This window comes from Dactylosporangium sp. NPDC051485 (genome assembly GCF_040682015.1).
Taxonomy (GTDB): domain Bacteria; phylum Actinomycetota; class Actinomycetes; order Mycobacteriales; family Micromonosporaceae; genus Dactylosporangium.
This window is the reverse complement of sequence record NZ_JBFAZW010000077.1, coordinates 23603-44655: the sequence shown is the minus strand read 5'-3', so window position 1 is coordinate 44655 and position 21053 is coordinate 23603. Positions and strand designations below refer to the sequence as shown.

Annotated in this window: 15 protein-coding genes; 4 read left to right on the top strand and 11 right to left on the bottom strand. The window is 68.9% G+C overall.

The window, feature by feature from the left end; all coding sequences use genetic code 11:
- Positions 1 to 2 precede the first annotated feature (2 nt).
- Genes AB0M46_RS34975 through AB0M46_RS34965 form a run of 3 tightly spaced genes read right to left on the bottom strand, consistent with a single transcriptional unit; the run spans position 3 to position 7875 of the window.
- Positions 3 to 4997 carry an SbcC/MukB-like Walker B domain-containing protein gene (locus tag AB0M46_RS34975; protein WP_363343216.1) on the bottom strand — a complete coding sequence of 1665 codons (4995 nt, stop codon included), beginning with the start codon at positions 4995 to 4997 and terminating at the stop codon, positions 3 to 5.
- Positions 4994 to 6319 (bottom strand): DUF2398 family protein, encoded by a 1326-nt coding sequence (locus tag AB0M46_RS34970; RefSeq protein WP_363343214.1) that lies wholly within the window; start codon positions 6317 to 6319, stop codon positions 4994 to 4996. The genes AB0M46_RS34975 and AB0M46_RS34970 overlap by 4 nt, the downstream gene beginning before the upstream one ends.
- Entirely contained in the window at positions 6316 to 7875 is a 1560-nt protein-coding gene (locus tag AB0M46_RS34965) for a DUF2397 family protein (RefSeq protein ID WP_363343212.1), read from the bottom strand. The genes AB0M46_RS34970 and AB0M46_RS34965 overlap by 4 nt, the downstream gene beginning before the upstream one ends.
- A gap of 215 nt (positions 7876 to 8090) precedes the next feature.
- On the opposite strand from AB0M46_RS34965, the gene AB0M46_RS34960 reads away from it, so the two are divergent.
- Positions 8091 to 8525, top strand: a complete 435-nt coding sequence (locus tag AB0M46_RS34960) for a hypothetical protein (protein WP_363343210.1) — start codon at positions 8091 to 8093, stop codon at positions 8523 to 8525.
- On the opposite strand, the gene AB0M46_RS34955 is transcribed toward AB0M46_RS34960, so the two are convergent.
- From AB0M46_RS34955 to AB0M46_RS34945, 3 genes are all read right to left on the bottom strand, one after another.
- Positions 8509 to 9102 carry an HDIG domain-containing metalloprotein gene (locus AB0M46_RS34955; protein ID WP_363343208.1) on the bottom strand — a complete coding sequence of 198 codons (594 nt, stop codon included), beginning with the start codon at positions 9100 to 9102 and terminating at the stop codon, positions 8509 to 8511. The two genes, AB0M46_RS34960 and AB0M46_RS34955, sit on opposite strands and share 17 nt — an antisense overlap.
- Before the next feature lie 93 nt (positions 9103 to 9195).
- Positions 9196 to 9666: an NUDIX domain-containing protein gene (locus AB0M46_RS34950; protein ID WP_363343206.1), complete on the bottom strand. Its 471-nt coding sequence runs from the start codon at positions 9664 to 9666 to the stop codon at positions 9196 to 9198.
- Positions 9667 to 9671: 5 nt separating this feature from the next.
- Positions 9672 to 10445, bottom strand: coding sequence for an XRE family transcriptional regulator (locus AB0M46_RS34945; protein WP_363343204.1), 774 nt, complete (start codon positions 10443 to 10445; stop codon positions 9672 to 9674).
- 191 nt (positions 10446 to 10636) lie between these two features.
- On the opposite strand from AB0M46_RS34945, the gene AB0M46_RS34940 reads away from it, so the two are divergent.
- Positions 10637 to 11854 carry a helix-turn-helix transcriptional regulator gene (locus AB0M46_RS34940; protein WP_363343202.1) on the top strand — a complete coding sequence of 406 codons (1218 nt, stop codon included), beginning with the start codon at positions 10637 to 10639 and terminating at the stop codon, positions 11852 to 11854.
- 13 nt (positions 11855 to 11867) lie between these two features.
- Complete coding sequence (locus AB0M46_RS34935) at positions 11868 to 12602, top strand: creatininase family protein (protein WP_363343231.1); 735 nt, start codon at positions 11868 to 11870, stop codon at positions 12600 to 12602.
- Between the two features lie 526 nt (positions 12603 to 13128).
- Here AB0M46_RS34935 and AB0M46_RS34930 read toward each other — a convergent pair.
- The 4 genes from AB0M46_RS34930 to AB0M46_RS34915 all read right to left on the bottom strand — a co-directional run bounded on the left by AB0M46_RS34930 (position 13129) and on the right by AB0M46_RS34915 (position 17795).
- Positions 13129 to 14484, bottom strand: coding sequence for a hypothetical protein (locus AB0M46_RS34930; RefSeq protein ID WP_363343200.1), 1356 nt, complete (start codon positions 14482 to 14484; stop codon positions 13129 to 13131).
- 431 nt (positions 14485 to 14915) lie between these two features.
- Positions 14916 to 15527 carry a GNAT family N-acetyltransferase gene (locus tag AB0M46_RS34925; RefSeq protein ID WP_363343198.1) on the bottom strand — a complete coding sequence of 204 codons (612 nt, stop codon included), beginning with the start codon at positions 15525 to 15527 and terminating at the stop codon, positions 14916 to 14918.
- A complete protein-coding gene (locus AB0M46_RS34920; RefSeq protein WP_363343196.1) occupies positions 15524 to 17086 on the bottom strand; it encodes an APC family permease in 1563 nt (520 codons plus the stop codon). The genes AB0M46_RS34925 and AB0M46_RS34920 overlap by 4 nt, the downstream gene beginning before the upstream one ends.
- A gap of 55 nt (positions 17087 to 17141) precedes the next feature.
- On the bottom strand, positions 17142 to 17795 hold the full coding sequence (locus AB0M46_RS34915; protein ID WP_363343194.1) for a GPP34 family phosphoprotein: 654 nt from the start codon (positions 17793 to 17795) through the stop codon (positions 17142 to 17144).
- Here AB0M46_RS34915 and AB0M46_RS34910 point away from each other — a divergent pair.
- The gene (locus AB0M46_RS34910) at positions 17787 to 19307 is read left to right on the top strand and encodes a helix-turn-helix transcriptional regulator (RefSeq protein ID WP_363343192.1); all 1521 of its coding nucleotides are present in this window, start codon (positions 17787 to 17789) and stop codon (positions 19305 to 19307) included. The genes AB0M46_RS34915 and AB0M46_RS34910 overlap by 9 nt on opposite strands.
- On the opposite strand, the gene AB0M46_RS34905 is transcribed toward AB0M46_RS34910, so the two are convergent.
- Complete coding sequence (locus AB0M46_RS34905) at positions 19294 to 21048, bottom strand: prolyl oligopeptidase family serine peptidase (protein WP_363343190.1); 1755 nt, start codon at positions 21046 to 21048, stop codon at positions 19294 to 19296. The genes AB0M46_RS34910 and AB0M46_RS34905 overlap by 14 nt on opposite strands.
- Between the last annotated feature and the right edge of the window lie 5 nt (positions 21049 to 21053).

The window sequence follows — 21053 nt, the reverse complement described above, 5'->3', positions numbered from 1 at the left end:
CGTCACCCGGCCTGCGGGTCGGGATTCGCAGCGGGCGAGAAGTCGAAAGTCAGTGGCTCCGGCGCTCCCCGGCCACGCCATAGCCACGGCACGGTGACTCGGTTCCGGCCGGTGGTGATCAGTTGGTGGACGACGACCTGCTGTACCTCGCGTTTGATCATGGGTGTCATGGTGGGCGTGGTTGCGAGGACATCGAAGTTCCAGCTGCGTAGCAGCGCGAAGATCTGGCGGAGATTGGGCTCGTCAAACGCCGCGTCGATTTCGTCGATGGACAGCAGGTGTGGCCCGTCGTAGTCGTCGCCTGCGTACATGGACCAGGCCGCGGCCAGCAGCGGCAGCATGGTGGCGAGGCGCGATTCTCCGGTGCTCAGTGACTTCAGCGGGTTGGATCGGGCGTTGACGGGTCGGAAGACCTCTGCGCTGTCGGTGCTGAAGCTGCGGTGGGTGATGCTGATGTTCCATTCGTGCCAGGATCGGTAGTCGAAGGTGTGTGCGACGCGGTCAGCCCACGCTTCGGTGCTCGCGTCGTCCATTCGTTTTCTCAGGACCTCGTACATCTGGTTGAAGGTCTCGTCGGATGGCGGGGCGGTAAGCAGTTCGATCATGCGTTTCGCGTCTGGGTCTTGGCGGATCGCCCAGTCGACTTCGACGCCGACGCGTTCGACTCCGGTTCGTACGCCGGCTAGGGTCGCGCGGATCTGCCGGACCAGTTCCTGCGCGAGTTCGCGTCGGCTTTGGATGTCGCGGCGCAGCTCGGTGAACATCGACGTCTTTAGCGTCGCCTTGACGTCCCCCCGGAGGTCGTCTTCCAGGCGGCCGGTCACGGCGCGTAGGTTAGCGACAGCCTGCAGCAGGTCCTCGCCGACTGCGGCGTTCGTGGCTGCGAGTGTGACCCGCCGCCAGTCGGTACCGTCCAAGGTGGTGATGTCGACCTGCTGGTCGAACCTTGCCAGCGCTTGGTTCGCCGCTCGGATGGTGGCTTCGAGGTTGCTCAGCGCCCGTGTGCGGGCGTCGATGAGCGCGGCGAGCCGGTCGGTGCCCGTTTCCTCGGTCAGGATGCGTCGTGACCAGGTGATGGCGGCCGTGATGTGGGCGGGTCGCCCGTCCTCGTCGGTCGGGAGATCCTGGGGCACCGCGGCCAGGCTGTGGGTGATCAGCAGGCCGAGGCGGCGCAGGCAGTGGTCGCGGTGACGTTCGGCCTCCAGCCGCTGGGGTGCGAGCTCGTCGAGTACCGTTTGTGCCCGGGCCGCATCATTGCTGGCCTCCTGTCGGCTGGCCAGGACCTGCTCGTCTTCGTCGCGGTTCGCGGTCTGCAGCCGTTCAAGGCGGGCGCGTGTGGTTCGCAGGAGCTCGTAGTCGGCGCCGTGCAGCTGTCGCATCTGCTCGACCTGTGCCTGGAGCTTCGCGGCGGCCAGCCGAGCCTTTTCGGCGTCACCTTCGGCCGCTGCGGCGTCGTCGGCAGCGGTGTCGGCTGTTTCCGACGCGTCGTGCCACTGTCGCAGCAGATCGATGGTCCTGCCCGCCGCGTTCTGCCAGGTCCGGAGGTCCTGGCCGAGCTCGGTCACAGCCGTGCGCAGGGTGCGCAGCGGAGCGGCGGCAGTGGGCAGCATCATGCCGTCGGGCAGCGTGGCCGCGGTGTTGAGCTTCCGCAACGCGCGTTGGACCTCGCTCGTAGCGGTGCCGTGTCGTGTCGTGGCCTCCTGCAAGGCGACCCGCGCGAGGGCGACGTCGTGCGCGGCCAGGTCTTCGTCGCGTTGCGCTGTCCGTACCGAGTCCAGGTCGGGGAACGCTGCTTGTTCACGCTCTGCCTGCTGCTGGGCGGCCTCGGCCTGCTCGAGCTCGGCGGTCGTGCTGGCGAGTACGTGCAGGGCTGTGGCGTGTTCGTCGTCAGTCTGCTCACGGGCTTCGCGGCACCCGACGGCCACTGCGGCTTTGTCGTCGGCGATCCGCTGCGCCTCGCGTAGCCGCGCCGTAGCAGCCGTTTCGGCTGTCGTGATGTCGGCCAGCCGGCGGGCCAGGGCGAGTTCGGCGCCGGCGATCTGCTCGCTGGTCTGCCGTTCTGCGGTGCTGAGCCCGAGGCGGCATTCCGCTGCCCGTTCGCGGGCGGTACGCAGGTCGGCGGTGGGCGGGAAGCGGTCGCGTTCCGCGTTGGCCGTTGCGAGATCGGCGTCGAGATCGGCGCGGGCTTGGCGGGCTGCGTCCAGTGCGGCTCGGGCCTGGTCGAGGTCCGCCTGCAGAGTTGCTACGCGTGCCAGCCGTGCCCGTTCCCGTGCGGTGCGGCCGATGAACGCCGCCTCGTAGTCGGGCGGGGCGAGCGCGGTGAGCGCATCGACCTGCAGCAGGCCGCTGGCGATGTCGCCGCCTAGATCGTCGATGCTCACAGCGCGGAGTAGGGACATGAGGCGGTCAGCCGGCACGGCAGGGTCGGCCTCGACCATGAGGACATCGGCCAGGCTACGGCCGCTCGCGGGGCGTTCGGCTGTGATGGTCAGGTCGCCAGCAGCGGCGGTGCCATCCTGATCGACCAGCGCATCGAGAAGGCCGCTGACCAGCAGCGCTCCCTCAATGCGGTTGGCCTGTTCAGCGGTGACGTGTGGTTGGAAGTCCACCAGTGACCACAGCGGCGCGGCGTTGAGGTCGGCGCGGGACGGCCGCCACGGCGGTGCAGCTGGTACTGGTGCCTCCCGCTCGGCGTCCGTGAGTTCGTTCATCAAGGCGTCGACCGTCGTGTTGGCGTCTTCGACCAGACGGTCCGCGGCAGGAATCCGTAGCCGGAGGTTCGTGTCCGCTGCGGCGTGGGCCCGCTCCACGGCCAGCGCTACGGCCGGCAGGTCGATGAGATCGGGATTGCCGGGCAACGGCACCGCATCAGCCGACAGCTGCACCAGGCCGGTGCGCCAGGCGGCGACCTCCGCCGCCCATGCGGCAGCGGTTCGGGTGGCGTCCGCGGTGGCCGCCTCAAGTTCTTCCCGCGCCGTAGTGGTGACCTGCTGGGCCGCGGCGACCGCCTGTTCATGAGCGGCTGCGGCGTCGGTCCGGTCCGCCTGGGCGGCCGCCAGCTCCTCGGCAGCTGCTACCTCGGCTCGTTGCAACGCCTCGGCGGCTGCCTCGGCCTCGGCCTCGGCCGTATTCTGGGCAGCGGTTGCCTTCTGTAGGGCAGCTGCGGCTGTCTTCTCACCGGCGGTGGCGACCGCCACTGCCTGCTGACGCCCGACCACGTCGATGCGCCGTGAAGTCGTCTGCGCAGCGCTGGTCAGCCACAGCACAAGCTGGTCCACTTCGACGCGCTCCGCATCGTCGACCAGGGCAGTAGGCAGTTCGGGCAGCTCGATGCGGCCCTGCTCCCATCGGGACACGTCGGCGCGGAGCTGCTGCTCGGTGCCTTGTCGAGCGGTGACCGCCAATGCGTGGCTGTCTTCCCGGCTCTCCTGCTCGTCCTCGACACGGCGCAGTTCGGCTGCTGCCGCCAACTGCTCGCCCTGGGCCTCTACGTGGACGTGCAGCGCGCCTTCGACCAGCTGGATCTGCTCGCCGCGCATCTCGGTCCAGCCGATTGGGGTGCTGGCCAGCTGCGCCGTGTTGACCTGGTCGGTATCGGTGTCGGAATCGGCTTCCGCCAACACCGTCGCCGCCTGCAGCAGCTGATCAAGGACCGCGTCGGCACCGATGCGGGTACCGGCGGCCTGCAGCTGAGTCGTGAGGTCTGCAAGGTGACGCTGGGCGGCCTGCGCAAACTGGGTCGCTGCAGCGTTCTTGCCGGTGGTCCGGTCCGCGGTTTGGCGCAACTTGGCAGCCCGGTCGGCTTCGCGTTGGTGGAGCCCTTGCAGGTCGTTAAGTCGCCGTTCCAGATGGGGAAGGTCGGCACCGGCGTGTTTCCGCAGTTCGGCGTCTGCCGCGGCCAGTTGTCCTTCGAGCTTCGTGAACTCTTCGCGGAGTTCTCCTCGGCGTACATTCGCCGTCTGTACGGCCGCCGTGGCGGTGGCGAGATCGGTGTCGGCCTTGCGGGTCTTCCGGGTTTGGCCGTCGAGGCCGGTGTCAGCCGCGATGAGGCTCGCGGCCTCGGTCTGCGTCACCGTGGTGACGTAGCGGCGGTACGCCTGTTCGGCCCGTTCCAGTAGCCGTACCTCTTCTCGGCTGCGGTTCAACTGGCTTTCGAGGTCCGAGATACGTTCCATGGCCTCCGCGATGACGGCGAGTCGCACCGGGTCGAGCGCGGGCAACGCCTCGGTCAGCACTCGCCGCATCTCGTTCGGAGAGATCGCCTCGGCCGTTCGCACACTACGCAAGCTGCGAAGCACCCCGAGCAACGCCTCGAACTGGACCTCGTCCAACGGAGCAAACAGCGCGGTGCGGACCTCCGATCTGTAGCCGTCCTCCTTGCCCACAGTCAGGTGGTGACCTGCGGCTCGGCTCAGGCGCTGCGAGTCGGTGAACAGGCGGCCGCCGTGCGTGGCAAGTTGCGCCGCGAGGTCCTCGATGGACACCGGGTCGCGGTCGGCCTGTAACGACAGCTCGACGCCGACCCGGGCGGGGACGACAAAGAACGCCCGGTGCAAGTCGCCGCCGGCAGACCGTAGCCACACCCCTGTGGTGAGGTACTCGACCGTGCTGCTGTCGGCGGCGCGGCGGCCGTACTCCAGCCACCATGCGCCGGTACGGTCCTCGCGAGGGTTCCGGTTGGTGTGCCGATCAGCCAGGGTGCCGGCCGCCTCGCCGGACACCGACAGCGCCTTCGGCGCCCAGTTCGCGTCCAGCAGCAGGGTCACCAGCATTGAAGCTGTCAACGACTTGCCAGAACCGTTGGGACCGGCCAAGGCGAGCCATCCGTCAGCGAACAGCAGTGTTTCGTCGGCCCATGCCCACGAGTTGACCGCGCCCGCCCGGGTGGGCTGCCATCGACCGACCGCCGCGGGGACGCCGAGGACCGCCGGATCCGGCTCGTCAGCGGACGTCGTCATGCCGGGACTCTGCTTGAGTTGCTGGGGCAGGACGGTCACGGCAGTTCCTCCTGTTGAACCGGGTCGAACAGGTCAAGGGTGTCGGCCACCCACATCGCTGAGCTGGCCGCACGCCCAGTCGCTGGCGGTGGTGGCTCACCGTGGCGCACGTGGACCCGCCACAGGTGGATGCCAGGCGTCGGCAGCCAGCAATCGGGGGTGTCGGCCGGGATGAGCAGCCCCGCGGCAACCAGGTCCGCCGCAGCTGCGTGTGCCAGCAGGGCCAGCTTTCCCGTGTACGACGAGCCCCATCGCGGCAGCTCCTGGCGAACGGCGGCGATCATGGCCTCGATCTCGGCCAGCGGCAGTTCCGCCTCCGGCTGTGGCCGCCGAGGGAGTTCGGCGAGCAGTGCCAGGGCGGCCTGCCGAGCGGTGCGCCTGCCCTGCGGGAAGTCCATACTGGTGCCGGCGCCGCCTGGATTGGTGATCTCCCACCAGTCGCGGCGTACGGTGGTGACCAGCCCAAGTTCGGCGGCAACGGTGAGTGCCTTCTCCCGGCCGGACAAGGTCAGCAGGTACCCCATCGGCGCTGGGTCGTCCGTGGGGTCGACGCCGGGATCGTCGACCACGCGCCGGAGCGCTGCCAACCGACGGCCGTCCACACTGGCACGATGTTCCGCGGCGGCGGCCGGGGTCGCATCGGGCAGCGAGGTCACGGTCAGCGCGACGGCGTGCTCCTGTACGGGCCGGGCGGCGAGCCCGAGCAAGGTCGGTGACAACGACGCGAACTTCGTCGCCAAGCTGTCGCGGTTGGCGGTGATCACACAGTCGGCGGTGTCGTCGGCCAGAGCCCGGTCAACATCCGCGTCGACCGTGATCTCACCCTCGGCAACGAGGAGTTTCAGCGCATCAGACAGGTTCTGGCGCGCGCTCTGAGCCTGCCGTTTACTGACGCCGTCGGTAGCCACGATCCGGAACGCCGGCAGCCGTCCCTCAACGGCCGCGGCGGCGCTCACCTGGGCGATCGCCTGCACGAGCTCCCGCAGGCTGATGCGTGGACGCCGCCACAGCTGTTCGCACACCAACGACACCAGCACCAGAACGCCGGTTCCAGCGAGCGGGCCGGGCCGGCTGTCGCGCGTGACGTACGGCCCACGATCGGCCGGCGGATCGTCGCGGCGTTTGTGCAGGCGAACAACGCCGGCGATCTCGTTGATGACCAGCGTCCAGCCGAGTTCGTCGCGGAAGAACACGGCGAGTTCCCGGCGGCCGTTCAGCAGCGTCCGATATCGAGTGGGATCTTCGGCGGCGCTGAGCCGGCACACCACCGTCAGATGCCGGGCGGCCTCGGCGAGCTCCGGGTCCAACGTGCTGCCACTCATACAGCTGCCTCACCGACGGTCATCGGCTCGGCCGGCACGACCTGGTCGGTCTGACTCGTCGGCGTCACAGTCACGCGCAGGTCCGGCCCCGTCAACTCACCTTCCGCAAGCCCTACGGTTACCCGCACACCAGGCTCGCCCGGCCGTACCCGCACTACCACATCGGCGCCCTCGGCGTGGGCTTCCCCGAAGCCGGCGGTCTCGTCGAATCGTTCCAACGCGACCTCGATCGCCGCGAACAAGATCGCGGCAGCCGCGCTGTCCAGCCCGCCGAAGTGCGCCAATGTCACTTCGCCATCGGTGCGTAGCAACGTCGCGAACCGGCGTCGACGGGCAGCCGCCGCTATTGCCTCAGCCACTGCCTTTGCCCGGTCTTCGCTGGCGTCAGGCACCTTGCGCGGTCGACCCGACTGCTGCCCGGACCGCTCATGTTCACGCAGGGTCACGTCAACGGCGTGCCGGGTCCGGCCCGCAGCGGCGGCACTGGCGTACGCGACATCCTCGTCCATCGTGCTCACCACGGCGTGCCAGGACGGCCAGTTGCCGAACGCAGCCGCGTACACACGACGGGCATCCTCGTCGCTAGGTTGGGCATGCAGGCTGTAGGCCAGCTCACGGAAATCCGCGCTCAGATCACTACCGCGGCGAAGCGCGGTGTAGCGGCGGTCGATGGCCACCAGAAGTGTGTGTACGGCGCCAGTCGCCGACGCGATCAACCGCTGCACGGAGCCGTCCGGCGCGAACCACGCCGCCAGGTCGCCCAGCCGCCGGACTCGTTCGTCCACCCAATGCTGCTGATCCCGAGCGTCGATCAATCCGGCATGCATCACCGCCGCTTCCACCAGCGGCCGGTGACCTGCATTCGCCAGGTCGACCAGCGCCTCCTCGACACGCCGCAGTGCCCGCCCGTACTCGCGCGGGAACTGCCGCAGCGCCTCGATCACCCGATCCCGGTTGTCGCCGAACAACTCGTCATCCGTCACGTCCGACTGCACCATCTGCGCCAATGCCGCGTAGAAGTCGGCGGTCACGCGGTGCATCTCCTCGATGCGGGTTCCGACGTCGCTGAGGTCGCCCGGCAGCAGCCCCCGATCACGGCCGAGATGCTCGAGCAACGCCCGGATGGTTCGCTCGACGTTGTCCAGCAGCCGGGTCGGCAACTGCAGCGCCCGGTGTGCGTCCAGCACCGCTGACCGCACCGCCGCCACCACGACTCGCCCGACCCGGGTGAGCGCCCACGCCTCCTGTCGACGCACGACAGCATCAAGTCCTGCGCTCAGCGCGGCGTAGTCGCGGAAAGGCTCGACCAGCCGCGCCCTCGTCAACTGATCGAGTGTGTCGCGAACCTCCAGATCGGTCAGCTTGTCGCGGTAACCCACGGCGCGAACCTGCGCCACGATGTCGGCCAGCGTCGACATTGGCGCACGAGTGGACAGCTCCTCCAACGCGGCAAGCAACGCTGTGTTGCGTTCCCGAGCGAGATCTTCCGGTTGTCCGAAGCATCGCCACACCACCGGGTCAATGTCTTGCCACCACAACCGGGGCTGGCTCGGCACCCGACCACCTCCATATCGATCGACCTCAAGCACGAGGATAAAGACCGGGTGTGACAAGCCGACCCGAGTTGATCACACGATGGGTGTTATGCCCAATCATGTCGGTTCTTGCGAGTGATAGCACCCACTCCGAGGACCAATCGACAAGAGGATCCCCCGAGCGTGCACTGCGCTTGCTTGCCATCCATCCGCGGTCTATCAATTGACCCAGGAGAATGTCGTGGAACAAACATCCGCATGCGGACAATCTTTATGTCCGCATGCGGGTGACGTCGATCCGCGTCGCACGGGCGCCGCAGGATCGATCGGCCCGGCACCGCCGGCGCCCTGCGCCGATCCCAGCCAAGGACGAGCGCTACCCCATCCTGTTCCCGTCGTTCCCCGGCGGCGACATCGACCGCGGCCTGCACACCACGCTCGTGTTCTCCGGGCAGGCCGTCGCCGCTGCGCCAGCCACTGGCACCTGCGCAGCCGACTGCGACGCTCAAGGCCCGGGACCACTGACGGTCAATGCCCATGCGCCGCCCATGGACGAAGTCGACCCGTCCTACGTCGGGTACATGGCCACCCGCCTGTTCTACCGAGGCGTGGATGCCGCGAACGCGGGCGCGGTTCTGGTCCCTTCGGGCGAACTCAGCGGTCTCGTTTGAATACCCGATCCTCAGCTGCTACGACGTCCACCTGCTGCAGAGATTCAGCGACTCTCCGGATCTGTGCCGCGAGTTCTGGTCGTGCCCGACGCATCGCCTTGTGGACCGGCGTGTGGGGAGGGTAGCGGTGCAAGATCTCATCGAGCCTTGCGTCGAAGGTCATCGGCTGGCCTTGCGGCCCAGCGGTCAGATCGGCTGTTGCAAGCACGTCGGATGCCATGCCGTCTTCGTACGGAAACTCGGCCAGGGCTTCCGTCAGACCGCGTTCGGCGGCTTCGAAACGACTGCCGCTGTGATGGGCCACCAGGGCGATGACGCGTCGGGGATATCCACACCGTTGCAGGTGCCGGGCGCCGTCGATGGCGTGCATGCCGGTGTCGACGAGGTCCGGTGCGTAGCCAAGATCGTGGAGCCAGGCCGCGGCGACTATCACGGTACGGTCTGCGAGGTTGATTGCGTGGGTGAGGTCGTCGGCTCGGGCGCCGACGGCTTGGACATGCCGCCAGCGGCTGCCGAGTTCTGGGATGTCCAGGTGCTGTTGGGCGAGGGCGGCTGCCGCTACGACGAGATCCTCCACAAGACAGAGGCTAGTGAACACGCAGGTGACGGTGGTGCCGCACGGCGAGGATCTTTGCCGACGTCCCACAGGAGCGTCGAACGTCCCTTGTACTCAGCCGATATAGGGCTGCGGAAGGCCGGCAAGGGCGTGGTCGATGCGGAGCCGCATGGCGGGCAAAATGTCGAGGTCGTCGAGCTGTTCTGGTTTGACCCACTTGACTTCGCGCGACTCACTCGACGTCCTCGGTGCGCCGCTGACCGGGCGGGCGGTGAAGCAGATCGAGAACTGCTGCCGGACCTCGCCGTCGTCGTAGGCCATCACGAACCTGGGGTCGGTGTAGATTCCCGTCAAGCCGGTGACCTCGACGTCGATGCCGGTCTCTTCGCGGACCTCGCGGACGACGGTTTCGGCGATCGATTCGCCGATGTCGTGTCCTCCTCCTGGGAGTGCCCATCGGTCGTTGTCGGTTCGGTGGATCATGAGCAGTTCGCCGGCTTCGTTGCGGACCGCCGCCACCACGGACGCTACGACGGAGTTGGCGGCGGGAGCGTTTGGGTCGTCGAAGTAGTCTCTGCGGGCCAAGGCGCCTACCTCCGCTGGTTGAAGTCGGTGATCAACTGGTCGATGTCCGTGGCCGGTATGGCGCGGCTCCATACCGCGTCGAAGCTTGCCTGATAGTGCTCAACGACCCGCCCGGTCGGTATCCGGCGTAGGTGCAGTACCGGATTCTGCGCCGCCGGTGCGCCGTACACGTGCGTGTTCACGAGCATGGTGTCATCAGCCCGAAATATCGACGCGTACAGCGTCGTGTCGTGGAGCCGTAACTCAATGCCGGGAACCGCGACGATCGCCTGGTAGTACTTCAGGCTCAGCAGGATGCGGTGGGCGATGCCATCGGCGAAACCCTCCTCCTCGCCACGGGCCCGGACGGCCGCAGCATGCGGACTGCCCAGCAGGAGCCGCACCCGACAGCCACGGTTGGCGCGGTCGGCGAACCTACCGATGTCCTGGATCTCGGGCAAAAACAGGCCCGCATAGACGAGGACGTCCAAGTGCTGCTCCGCCTGCTCGATCAACGCCCGCCAGATGTCCGCGGGCACCAGCGACCGCGACGGGTAGAACTCGACCAGTTCCGCGCGGCCGGCCGAGGCGACACGGTGGTCGTCAACGAGGGACGGCCACAGATAGGTCTCCTCCACGCCCAGCAACTTGGCGGCGGCAAGACGATGCGGCCGATGCGGCAAGCGCTCCCGGGTCACCCAGCGCTCGACGGTCTTGGCGTCGACGCCCAGCGACTCCGCGCATCCGGCAGGAGTGAGACCGCGGGCGGCCAGCGCGCTGCGCAGGCGCTCGTTGGCCATCAGCTCACGCCGTCTGGACGGGGACCCATAGGGACGTTTCTATCAGGGCCGATCCGTCCTAGAAAGTCCCTTACGGACAGTGTCGGCGTCCCTGCGCGCAGGAGTGAAATGTGCGGGTCATATTGCGCGTAATTATTGCGTGCCCGAAAAGTAATCGGTCGACTACTCTGCTGGCGTGGACGGGAGTTGCCATGGCACAGCGGCCCAGACAGCTTACTCCACATCGCTCGGGGTTGGACCAATTCGGAAGCGAGCTACGGTCGTGGCGCGTTCGGCGTGGTTTGTCGCAGGATGCTCTGGGCCGGCTGGTGCACGTCAGCGGTGACCTGATTGGCAAGGTGGAGAAGGCGGTCCGCCGTCCCACCCGGATGCTGGTCGAGTCCTGCGACACCGCCCTCGATGCGCAAGGTGCCCTGCTGGTGGCCTTGGCGTCAGCCGATGAGTCCCCGACGCCTGCGCAGGCCGACAGTCCAGCGGCGGACGTCGGCGAACCGACGGACCCGCTGGTCGTGAGCGGGTCGCTGAACGACGCCGTGAACTCCTGGCAGCAGATGCTGGCGATGCTGACCACCGCCACCGACGATCATGCACTCGTTCGAGCAGAGCCGATCGTGCGTGGCCAACTACAGGTAATGGCTCGGCTGCGCACGGCCGGATTGGGTAGTCCGGCGCCCGACCTGATGGTTGTCGAGGCGCTGTGGGCGGAGTTCCTGAGCTGGATCCACGACAACACCCGACCGCTCGGCGGCGGTGCCCGATGGCTCGACTTGGCAGAGCGGCTCGCCAGCGACGCCGATGCACCCGCCGCGGCGGGCTACATGCTGATGCGTCGCAGCCAGCAAGCCATCGAGGGCGGTGACCCAGCTACCGCAATCGCCCTGGCTCGTCGGGCACAGACGCAACCGGCCTTGCCGCCCGGGACGCAGGCTCTGAGCGTGATCCGCGAGGCCCAGGGTCTCGCCCACGCCGGCGACGAGTCCGGCAGTCGTGGAAAGATCCAGCAGGCATATCGCCTGGCCGCGAAGACGACGCTCCCTTCGGACGAGCTGAACCTGTCGGGCCACTGCACGCTTGGCTACGTCGCTGCTCACGAGGCATATTGCCGGCTGGTGCTCGGTGACCCGGCCGGCGCCGCCGCCCAATACGAGCACGTTCTGGGAGCCCAGCCGATTGGTTCGGCGCTCGACGAAGGGCTCTGGCGCGGCTACCTCGCACAGGCATATGCCGCCACCGATCGGCTCGACCTGTCGGCCAGCCAGGCATCACAGGCCATTGCTGTTGCCCCTGCAACCGCATCGACGCGGACCATGCGTCCGCTCAACGATGTTGCGGTGGCTCTGCGCCGGTCAAAGTCCGAGGCGACGGCCGGGTTCCTGGTCACCTATCGTGCTGCTGCGCACGCGCCGTGAAACCATGAGTGCCGTGGAATTGATCACCTCTGCGACCAGTGCTGATGAACGTCGCCGCGCGGCCGCTGTCGCTGTGTTGCCAGTCGGCAGTTTCGAACAGCACGGTGAGCATCTTCCGCTCATCACGGATACCGTTGTGGCTTGCGCTGTCGCCGCTGCCGTCGCGGAGCGGTACCAGCTGCTCCTGCTGCCGCCGGTGACGGTCGCGTGCTCGCACGAGCACGCGGCCTGGCCCGGCACGGTCAGCATCAGCGCGACCACGCTGAGCGCCATTGTGCGCGACATCGCCGCGTCCCTGGAACGGTCCGGCGTCCACCAGTTGGTGATCGTGAACGGCCATGGCGGTAACTATGTCCTGAGCAACGTTGTCCAGGAGGCCAACGTCGGCGCGCGGCGGATGATCTTGTACCCAACCCGGACGGACTGGGATGCTGCCCGATCGGCCGCCAAGCTGACCAGCAGCGGCCACGACGATATGCATGCCGGGGAGCTCGAAGCGTCGCTCCTGTTGCACGTCGCGCCGCACCTTGTCCGCGACGGATTCGAGCAAGGCGACCACGCGGCACCGGACCGCACGCATCTCCTGCTGCACGGCTTGGCGGCGTACACGACCAGTGGCGTGATCGGCTATCCGTCCGGCGGATCGGCAGCCAAGGGCGCTGCGCTCTTGGAGTCGCTGACGGCGTCGTTCGCTGGTCACCTCGCCGAACTCCGCCCGGTCGCGGCCGTCGATGGAGCCACGGACTGACGGGCATGGATGGCCGCCGCTCGCGTCGGACTCGGCGCGGCAGGATCGGGTCGGTTCGGGTCGCACGTTGTTGCGTTGTGCGTCGGTGTTGGCGATGCAGAGGAGCATGAGCGGCAGCAGCGACACGGTCAGCACGCCGGTGATGCAGAGCAGGACGTCCAGTTGTCGATGGGTCGGTGGCCGGTTCCACGCGGTGCGCCAGGCCCGGACGCGGCGGCGAAGCACGGCGCAAGGATGGTCGTGGCGCCGCGCGCGGCGGTCCGCCCGGGTCACGAATCTGCTCCGGCCGTCGCGGTGTCGGTGCGGGTCTCACCAGGGCCGGGCTGGCGGTCGGCGTGGCAGCGGGACAGGTCGCGAAGATGCCGCCAAACGTCGGTGCTGCGGTCGTGGAATCCCGGTATGCGGCAGTCGGTCCCGTCGCAGCCGGGCTTGTCCAACGGCAGCAGCCACTCGAGTGTGGTGGTGAGTCGGACGGCCAAGCCGGCAAGCACGGCGTCCAGATCGGCGTCTGCCGTCCCGGCGGGGCTCACCGGATCGCCGCCGGCGTGTTCCGAGCGGGCCAAGAGTTGATCAAAATGTGATGGGTGGACACGGCGGTGTCGGCGGCGGTGCAGTGCGCGGCGACCGCGCTCGATGTGAGCGGGGGGACGATACCGGGGCGGGGCCAGACACGGATGTGGGCGCGGGCGCGGCCGTGGTCGTCGGGTACGACGTGGACTGCGGCGGCCGCGATGTCTGGGTGGGCGGTGAGTGCGCGGTGGAGTGCGGTGCCGCGTCGGCGTTCGTTTGCCGGGGTGAGGTAGTGCTCGGCGGGTTCGAGTTTGCGGACGATGAGGCGTCCGTCGGCGGTGAGGGTGCCGATGTCGCCGTTGGTCCGCCAGGCCATGGGCTGTGGGCAGGGTTGGTCGGCGCGGTGTCCGACGGTGGTGCAGCCGGCGAGGCTGGCTGCTTCGATGAGCCCGGCGACACCGGGCGGGGTCGGCTGACCGGTGGGGTCGACGGTGCGCAGTCGCAGGCCGGGCAGCGCGGTCAACGCGACTGCGGTCCGGTTGGCGGTTGCGATGGCGCCGTCGAAGGCGGGGGCGTGATACCAGGTGGTGATGATGACGTCGGTGGCCGCGGTGAAGTCGGCGAGGTGGTTGGTGGCGGGTGGGGTGATGGTGGCGGGGACGACGACGCGGCGCAGGGCGCGGGTGGCGACGCCGAGCCAGCCGGGCGGTCGTTCGCGTTGGAGCAGGGCCTTGATTTGGCCGGGGGCGAGGACCGCCCAGTCGGCGTGGGTGGCGGCTGCTGTGTGCAGCCAGCCGGCGGGGGTGAAGTCAGGTTCGAGGACGACAGTGCCGCCGACGAGGAGTTGCCGGATGGCGATTTCGAAGATGGCGGCGGCGTGGAGGGGTGCGGCGATGAGGGCGGTGCCGCCGGTGGTGAGGCCGATCGCGTCGCCGACCCGTGGGGCGGTGGGTGGTTCGCCGCCAGCGAGCCAGATGTGCCGGCCACCGTACTCGGTGTGCAGCTGCGCACGCCACGGCCGGCACCAGTGCGCGACGGTGGTGGTCTGCGCGATCGCGTCGCTCACCGTCTTCGCTCGAAGCCCGAATGGGATCGGCAAGGGGACACCGTCGCAGAGCCACACCGCGAGAGCGTCGGCGATCACGCCGACGGTGGGCATAGCCACGACCGGTGTGACCGCGGTCCCGCTGGCCCGCCGGTCGGCGACCCGCTGGTAGGCCATCCGCCACAGTTGCCCGAAGGTGGTGGTGCGGTCGCGGTCGATCACCGCGATGCGGGTCGTGTCGGCGTCGGCGAGCTGCCGGAACTGATCCACCATCGTCGGCGCGGTCGTCAAGCCTGCAGCGCTGAGGAGGGTCGGGGCCGAGCTCATGGACGGCTCCAGTGGCTCATTGGCCGGTGCGGAGCCGCATCGGGACAGCTACCGGTGCCCTGTCCGGCGAGGCCAGGACATATCGGTGGCACGTCGAGGCAGTTCGGCCGGCTTGCTGACGGTCTCGGGCGGTCGTTTCCGGTTCGGGACATCGTGTCGGTCCTCTGTGGATGCTGGGTTGGGGCTGGGGTGGGCCGCCCGCGCCACGCGGAGCTGCGAGGTGAGCGTGGTGCGGGCGGCCCTGGCAGGGGCCGTCGCGGCCTCCCATCGATCCCGGGGGATCGGGATCGGCTGGGGCGGCGCGGCCGCGATCGGCCCCACCCGGGGTGGAGACGCCGGTCGCCCGACGGGCGTCTCCACCGGGTGCGGCCACCGGACTGGCACAGGGTCAGGTGGCCGCACCGCTTCGGAACCGGCCAGCCGTTGACTGACTACCGGTGCTGTGCTGGGTTCGGTGGGCGGTGCATCGGGTGCAGGACAGCGCTGTCGCTGACCGGGATCGGTGGCAGCGGCTGGAAGCCGTGCCGCTGGTAGAGGGTGGCGTTGCGGTCGCCGGTGGCCTCCAGGTAGGCGTCGCGGCCAGCAGCGTCGAGCCGGGTCAGCCGATGCTGGAGTAGCCGCGTGCCGATGCCCTGGCCCTGGTGCTTGGGGACCACGGCGAGGTAGGCGAGGTAGTCGTGCGGCCCGAGCGGGTGGTGGTGCTCCATCGCGGTGTCGAGGGCGACGAACCGGTCGGTGTGCGGGTCGCAGCAGGCGGCGAGACGCCGCTCGTAGCCGGGGATGGGCAGGCTGAACCGGGTGGTGACCTCGGCCCAGACGGCGACGCCGTGGAAGCTGCCGGACACCTCGATCCGCACGTTGGGTTGGGCGAGGAACCCGTCCAGCAGCAGCCCGAAGTAGCCGGGGTAGATCGCGGCGCGTTCGTCCGGGTCCGGGACGAGCCAGCCGGCCAGGTCACCGCCGTGGAACGCCTCGGCCAAGGCGGTCGCCAGCAGGGCCTGATCGGCTCGGTTCGCAACCCACACCTCGTCCAGTACACTCACCGGCCGCGACCTGTCATCTCGCCCGGGCCGGTGGCGCCGATCGGGCCCGCGGGCGCAGCCGTGGCCAGTGCGATGGCGGTGCCGAGGTCGGGGGCGCCTTGGCCGATGCCGGCGTACGCAGACGGTCGCATGCTGCGCAGGTAGACGGCCCGGGCCACGCCGACGACCGCGGCGACGGCGAAACTCGCGGGCAGCGTGTACCGCCACGCCGACGTCGCCGGCACGCCGACAAGCAGGTCGAAGTGCCACACCGTCAGTACAGTCACGACCGCGAGCAGCACTGCGGACAGGACCGGCGCGACCACTGTGGCCCACGCGCCGAAGTTGTCGCGGCGCGGGCGCTGCCGGGCGAAGTAGCGCAGCACCGCGACCGACGTCACGGTCATGAGCAGCAGCACCCCGAACCCGCCGAGCACGGTGCCGGCGAAGAACAGCACCAGGAATGGATCCCAGCCCTGGGCGGCGAACAGCACGACGGCGGCCGTGGCTAGCAGGGTCTGCGTGACGGACCCCCACACCGGTGCCCCGGCGCCGTTGAACCGCTCGAACGCGCTCGGCAGCACCCGTTCGCGGCCGAGGGCAAAGGTGTAGCGGGCGGCGGTGTTGTGGAAGCTCAGCATCGCCGCGAACAGGCTGGTGGAGAACAGAATGTGTCCGGCGTCCAACCACACCTCGCCCAAGTACGGCTTGGCCAGAACGAACGGCAGTTCCGAGAAGTGTGTGGCGGCCAGGCCGACCACCTGGCCGGGCCCGGCGGCGTCGGCCATCGCCCAGGACCCGACCGCGTACACCACCATCGCCACCAGCAGGGTGATGAACGTGGCCCGCGGCACCGTCCGGCTGGCGTCGCGGGCTTCCTCCGAGTACACGGGCGCGGACTCGAACCCGACGTAGCCGGCGATGGTGACGCACGCCGCGACCGCCATCCCGGCGAAGGACAGGTGCGCCGGGGACAGCGCGTCGAAGGTCGTTACCCCGCCGGCCGGGTGAGCGATGTGCACGGCGGCGAACACCAGCACGATCACCAGCTCGGCCGCGAGGAAGACGGCGAGGATCGTCCCGGATAGATCCACCCGCAGCAGGCCGAGTACGGCCACGACCACGCAGGCGACGCCGGACAGCAGCCACCACGGGACGTCGTGACCGAACGCCAGCAGCGTCTGGTGCATGCCGTAGCCGAACCCGCCGGCCAGGCCGATCTGCATCACGGTGTACGCCTGCAGGGCGGTCATCGCCGCGGCCACGCCGGGGATGCGGCCCAGCCCGGCTGTGATGTAGCTGTAGAACGCGCCGGCGTTGACGATCTGCCGCGACATCGCCACGTACCCGACCGAGAACACGGCCAGCACGACCGCGACCGCGACGTACGCCAGGGGCATCTGCACGACGCCGGTGACGGCCCAGCCGCCCGTCGCGCCGCCGAAGACCACCGTGGCCGGGGCGACCGCGGCGAACGCCGACGCGATCAGCCGGCCCAAACCGAGCCGGGTGCGTTCCAGTGACGCCAGGACGTTGCTGGGCCGGCCCCGCTGGACCGGCGCCGGAAACGATGTAGACACGATGAGCTCCCTCTACGACGAAAGTGGTACCGAACAGTTCGCGGTGGTGCAGGGGTCAGCGGCCGCTCATGACCGTGGACCCGACGACCGCCGCGGTGTGGGCGAACAACTCGCGGTACAGCGGCCGGGCGCCGGCAATCTGGGCGTCGAGGTAGCGCTCCGCGAGGTGACCGCCGCCTTCCAGCGCCCGCACGTGCAGGCCGGTGACCTTCGCCAGGCCGGCCAAGATCACGTCCGCGTCGGCGAACACCCGCTGCTCAAGCAGGAAGATGTGCAGCCGCGCCGCCGGCCATCCAGACGCGTTCGGATCGACAGGCCGGTAGGTGACGCGGGAACGGCCCAACAGCCGCCGATCCTCAACCCGCTCCACCAGCCGCCGCCGCAACATCCGAGCAGCCACACCCTCATATGCGGTCTGCGCCAGATGCCGCAGCCACACCTGCACCGGCAACCGATCCTCGCCATGCAGCTGATCAAGAACCTGATGCGCCACCGCATCACGCGGCGGATACTCGCTGACCGGCACCACCATGTGCTGCTGGTCGAACCCGATCCGGTCCTCCACCAGTAACTCGGCCAGCAACGCAGCCGCAAGCCCAACCGCGACCACCCGTCCCGGGACGAGGAGCTGCCCGGACCGCTCGTGATGGGCCAACATCCAAAAATCGGTCGCCGCGAGGGCCGCGGGCGGCCGGTACGCGTGCGTCATCGCAGCTCCATACTCCTGCCACGGAAAGCGCCGGTTCCCGAGGCGACGAAATGGAAATCGCTGTTCACTGCGATCACCAGCGGATCGCAACGCCATCCACAATCACCACTGGACGACGCGCTGTCGATACGCTGGATGCGGACAGCGACGATGTCCGCAACGGCCTGTCCGTTCGGCACAACGCACCGTCGTGTAACAATCGGCGTTCGTTCACATGCGTTCTGCGATGCCACGAAGGTGGCGATTGAGATGGGTCAGGCTCCGAAGCGGTTGGTTCCGGCGAGGTCCGTGCTCGACTATGCGGGCGCGCGGGTCCGAGCCGTGCGTATCGCTCGGGGGCTGTCGCAGGCAGAGCTCGGCGCGCTCGTGTTCGCACATCGGGACCTGGTACGCAAGATAGAAACGGCTGAGCGGATCCCGTCGGGCGATTTCCTCGTCCGCTGCGATGAGGCGCTGGAGGCTCGCGGGGCGCTAACCCTACTCACACCGCTGGTGGAGCGTGAACGACTACTCCGCAGCGCACGCACCGATGACACCAGCCCCTCGGCTTTTCGAAGCAGTGCCACTGACCGGCCGGTCCTCGACTGGCTGCTCACCGAGTCCGCCGATCGGCAGCCGGCCACGGACGATGACACCGTTGTGGACGCGGCTGCGCGGCTGGAGCGGTTGCGTAACCGGGACCACGCCCATGGCGCGGGCACGGTCTATCCGGCCGTAGCTGACGCGCTGCGCGGTCGGCTGGCCGGGCTTGCCGCGACCGCGCCGCAGATCGCGACCGGGATGTTGGAGCTGGCAGGGTACGAGGCCGTCGACCTTGGCGTGGACGGACTGGCGCAGCAGCACTACCTGCACGCACTTGAGTTAATGACCCGGACCGGCAACCGCGTCTATGGCGGGTACCTGGTCGCGGTGAGCCTGGCGCACCTGGCATTGCACTGCGGCGATGCTGAGCAGGCGTTGCGGTTGGCGACCGCCGGTCTGCGCGGCACCGAGCACCAGGCCACCCCGGCCGTGCGGGCGGCGTTCCGCACTGTGCAGGCCCGGGCCCATGCCCGTCGCCGTGACGAAGCCGCCTGCGCCGCTGCGCTGCTGCACGCCGAAGCCGACCTCGCCCGTAGCCGCCCAGGCGAGGAACCCGGCTGGATCGGGTACTTCGGCGAGGCGGACTTCGCCGATGAGAAGGCCCACTGCTTCTTCGACCTCGGTCTGTACGAGCTGACGCACCGCGAGACCATGACCGCCTTGAAGCTGCTGCCAGCGGACCGGGCGCGCCGGATCAGCATCGACACCGCCCTGCAGGCCGCCGCCCTCGCCCGCGCCGGCGAGTTCGACGAAGCCAGCACCGTCGCCCGGCAGGCCATCGATCATGGAGCCGGGGTGGTGTCATTCCGCACCGTACACCGCATTGCGCTCATGCTCGCCGAGCTGCAACCACATGTCGACCTGCCGCAGGTTCGCGAGGTCATCGACTACGCCCACGCCACGCTGACCCCTTTTGCTACTCCGGCGTGATCACCCCGCCGCGGTCGAGCACCTCACGGTACGCAGCAAGCTCGGCCTCAAGGGCATGCCGCTGCGCCGCGGCGGACAGGTAGTGGCCGACCCCTTCGAACTTCAGCATCCCAGCAAGCAGGCCACGTACCCGGAGCGCTTGCGCCAGCACCTCGGCATCTTTAACTGGCGCGACGGCGTCGTCCGCACCATGGACGAGCAGTACCGGCCGCTGTACCTGGCCGGCGTCGACCGGCGAGGTTGCCGAGGCGAGGATCGCCGCGTGCGGCCGTTGGAACCGCGGCGCGGTCGTCCGCCACAACTGCGGGTCCACGATCGCCGACCTGGCCACGGCCAGGACGAACGGACCGTCGTCGCACACCGCTTTCAGCGCGGTGTAGCCGCCGGCGCTGGCGCCCGAGATGAACACCGCGTCGGCTCGCACCCGGCGGCCGGCGATCAAGTGCAGGGCGGCGGCTCGGGAATCTTCCACGTCGAACCGGCCCCAATTGCCGTCGAGGGCCTTGCGGAACGCTCGACCATAGCCGGTACTGCCTCGATAGTCGACGTCCGCGACGGCGAAGCCCCGGCTGGTGAAGAACTGCACCTCAGGGTCCAGCCGCAGCTCGTTGTGATACGTCGGCCCGGCATGCGGCCGCACGATCAACGGCGGCACACTTTCCACCGCCGGTACCGGCGGATAGAACAACACCGACACCGGACCGCCGGCAGCATCGACCCGCATTACTTCGGGAACGGACACCGCCCCTGCTTCGACCGACTGCGCCGGGCGGCGGATCACCTCAACGGCGTGGGTACCGTCCACGGCGACCAGCGCAACCTCCGGGACATGCGTCGAAGACGCCCCGATCAGCCCGACACGGTCACCACACCCGACCAAATACGGTTTGATCGACGTGTACGGCAGTGCGACGGCCCTGACCCCGCCATCCGGCTCGACGATCAGCAACTGCTGGCGCGGACCTACCTGCGCCGTCATCGCAAGCCGCCCACCTCGCAGCAGCACGTAGTTGGCGTACCCGGACTCCCATGGCGCGGTCGCGCACTCCGCGGCCATCGGCGCCACCGCCTCCACGACCCCGTCACGCCACCGGTACAGGTTCCACCACCCCGACCGATCCGACATGAAGTAGAGCGATCCGTCAGTTGACCACGTGGGTTGGACCGCCGACTCATCCGGCCCGCCCGCAACCCGCCGGGCACGCTCGATCCGGCCACTGGTCGCGTAGTCGGCCACCCACACCTCGCACGAGTCCCATGGCATCACCGTGGAGTTCCACTGCATCCAGGCCAGCCGGCCCGCAGACCGCCGCGGCGAAGCCACAAACCCGTCAACAGACAGCAGCACGCGGGCGTCTGGACGACCCGGTCTGACCGCAACGAGGTCGTCGCCTGCCTCGCTCTCACGTACGGCGAGCAAGTCGCCGTCGTCTGGAGCAAGATCGCCGTACACGTAACGGCTGTCGAGATCGTGCGGCAGCCCGACAAGCTGACCGGTCGAGGCGTCCACCGCCTCCATCTGGTCCGGCTCGAGAACCGTGTACGGCTGCCCGCCGTAGGCGTGCAACGCACTGCCGATGCTGCCGCTGGCGACGCTGTACGCGGCGAGGCGCCCGGCATCCCATCGGATGAGAACCGATCGGCCTGCCGATGGCCGAGACTCCAGCCACCACAACGTGGTGCCGTCGCTGGTCAACCAGTCAAAGCCGGCACCCGGGTCGGCGACATCGCGCTCGCTCACGGCCT

What these genes read in the sequence shown, in the direction of transcription:
- AB0M46_RS34970 (WP_363343214.1), bottom strand. Translation starts at nt 6,319, where the DNA reads ATGAGTGGCAGCACGTTGGACCCGGAGCTCGCCGAGGCCGCCCGGCAT.
- AB0M46_RS34960 (WP_363343210.1), top strand. Translation starts at nt 8,091, where the DNA reads ATGTCGTGGAACAAACATCCGCATGCGGACAATCTTTATGTCCGCATG.
- AB0M46_RS34945 (WP_363343204.1), bottom strand. Translation starts at nt 10,445, where the DNA reads ATGGCCAACGAGCGCCTGCGCAGCGCGCTGGCCGCCCGCGGTCTCACT.
- AB0M46_RS34940 (WP_363343202.1), top strand. Translation starts at nt 10,637, where the DNA reads ATGGCACAGCGGCCCAGACAGCTTACTCCACATCGCTCGGGGTTGGAC.
- AB0M46_RS34930 (WP_363343200.1), bottom strand. Translation starts at nt 14,484, where the DNA reads ATGAGCTCGGCCCCGACCCTCCTCAGCGCTGCAGGCTTGACGACCGCG.
- AB0M46_RS34915 (WP_363343194.1), bottom strand. Translation starts at nt 17,795, where the DNA reads ATGACGCACGCGTACCGGCCGCCCGCGGCCCTCGCGGCGACCGATTTT.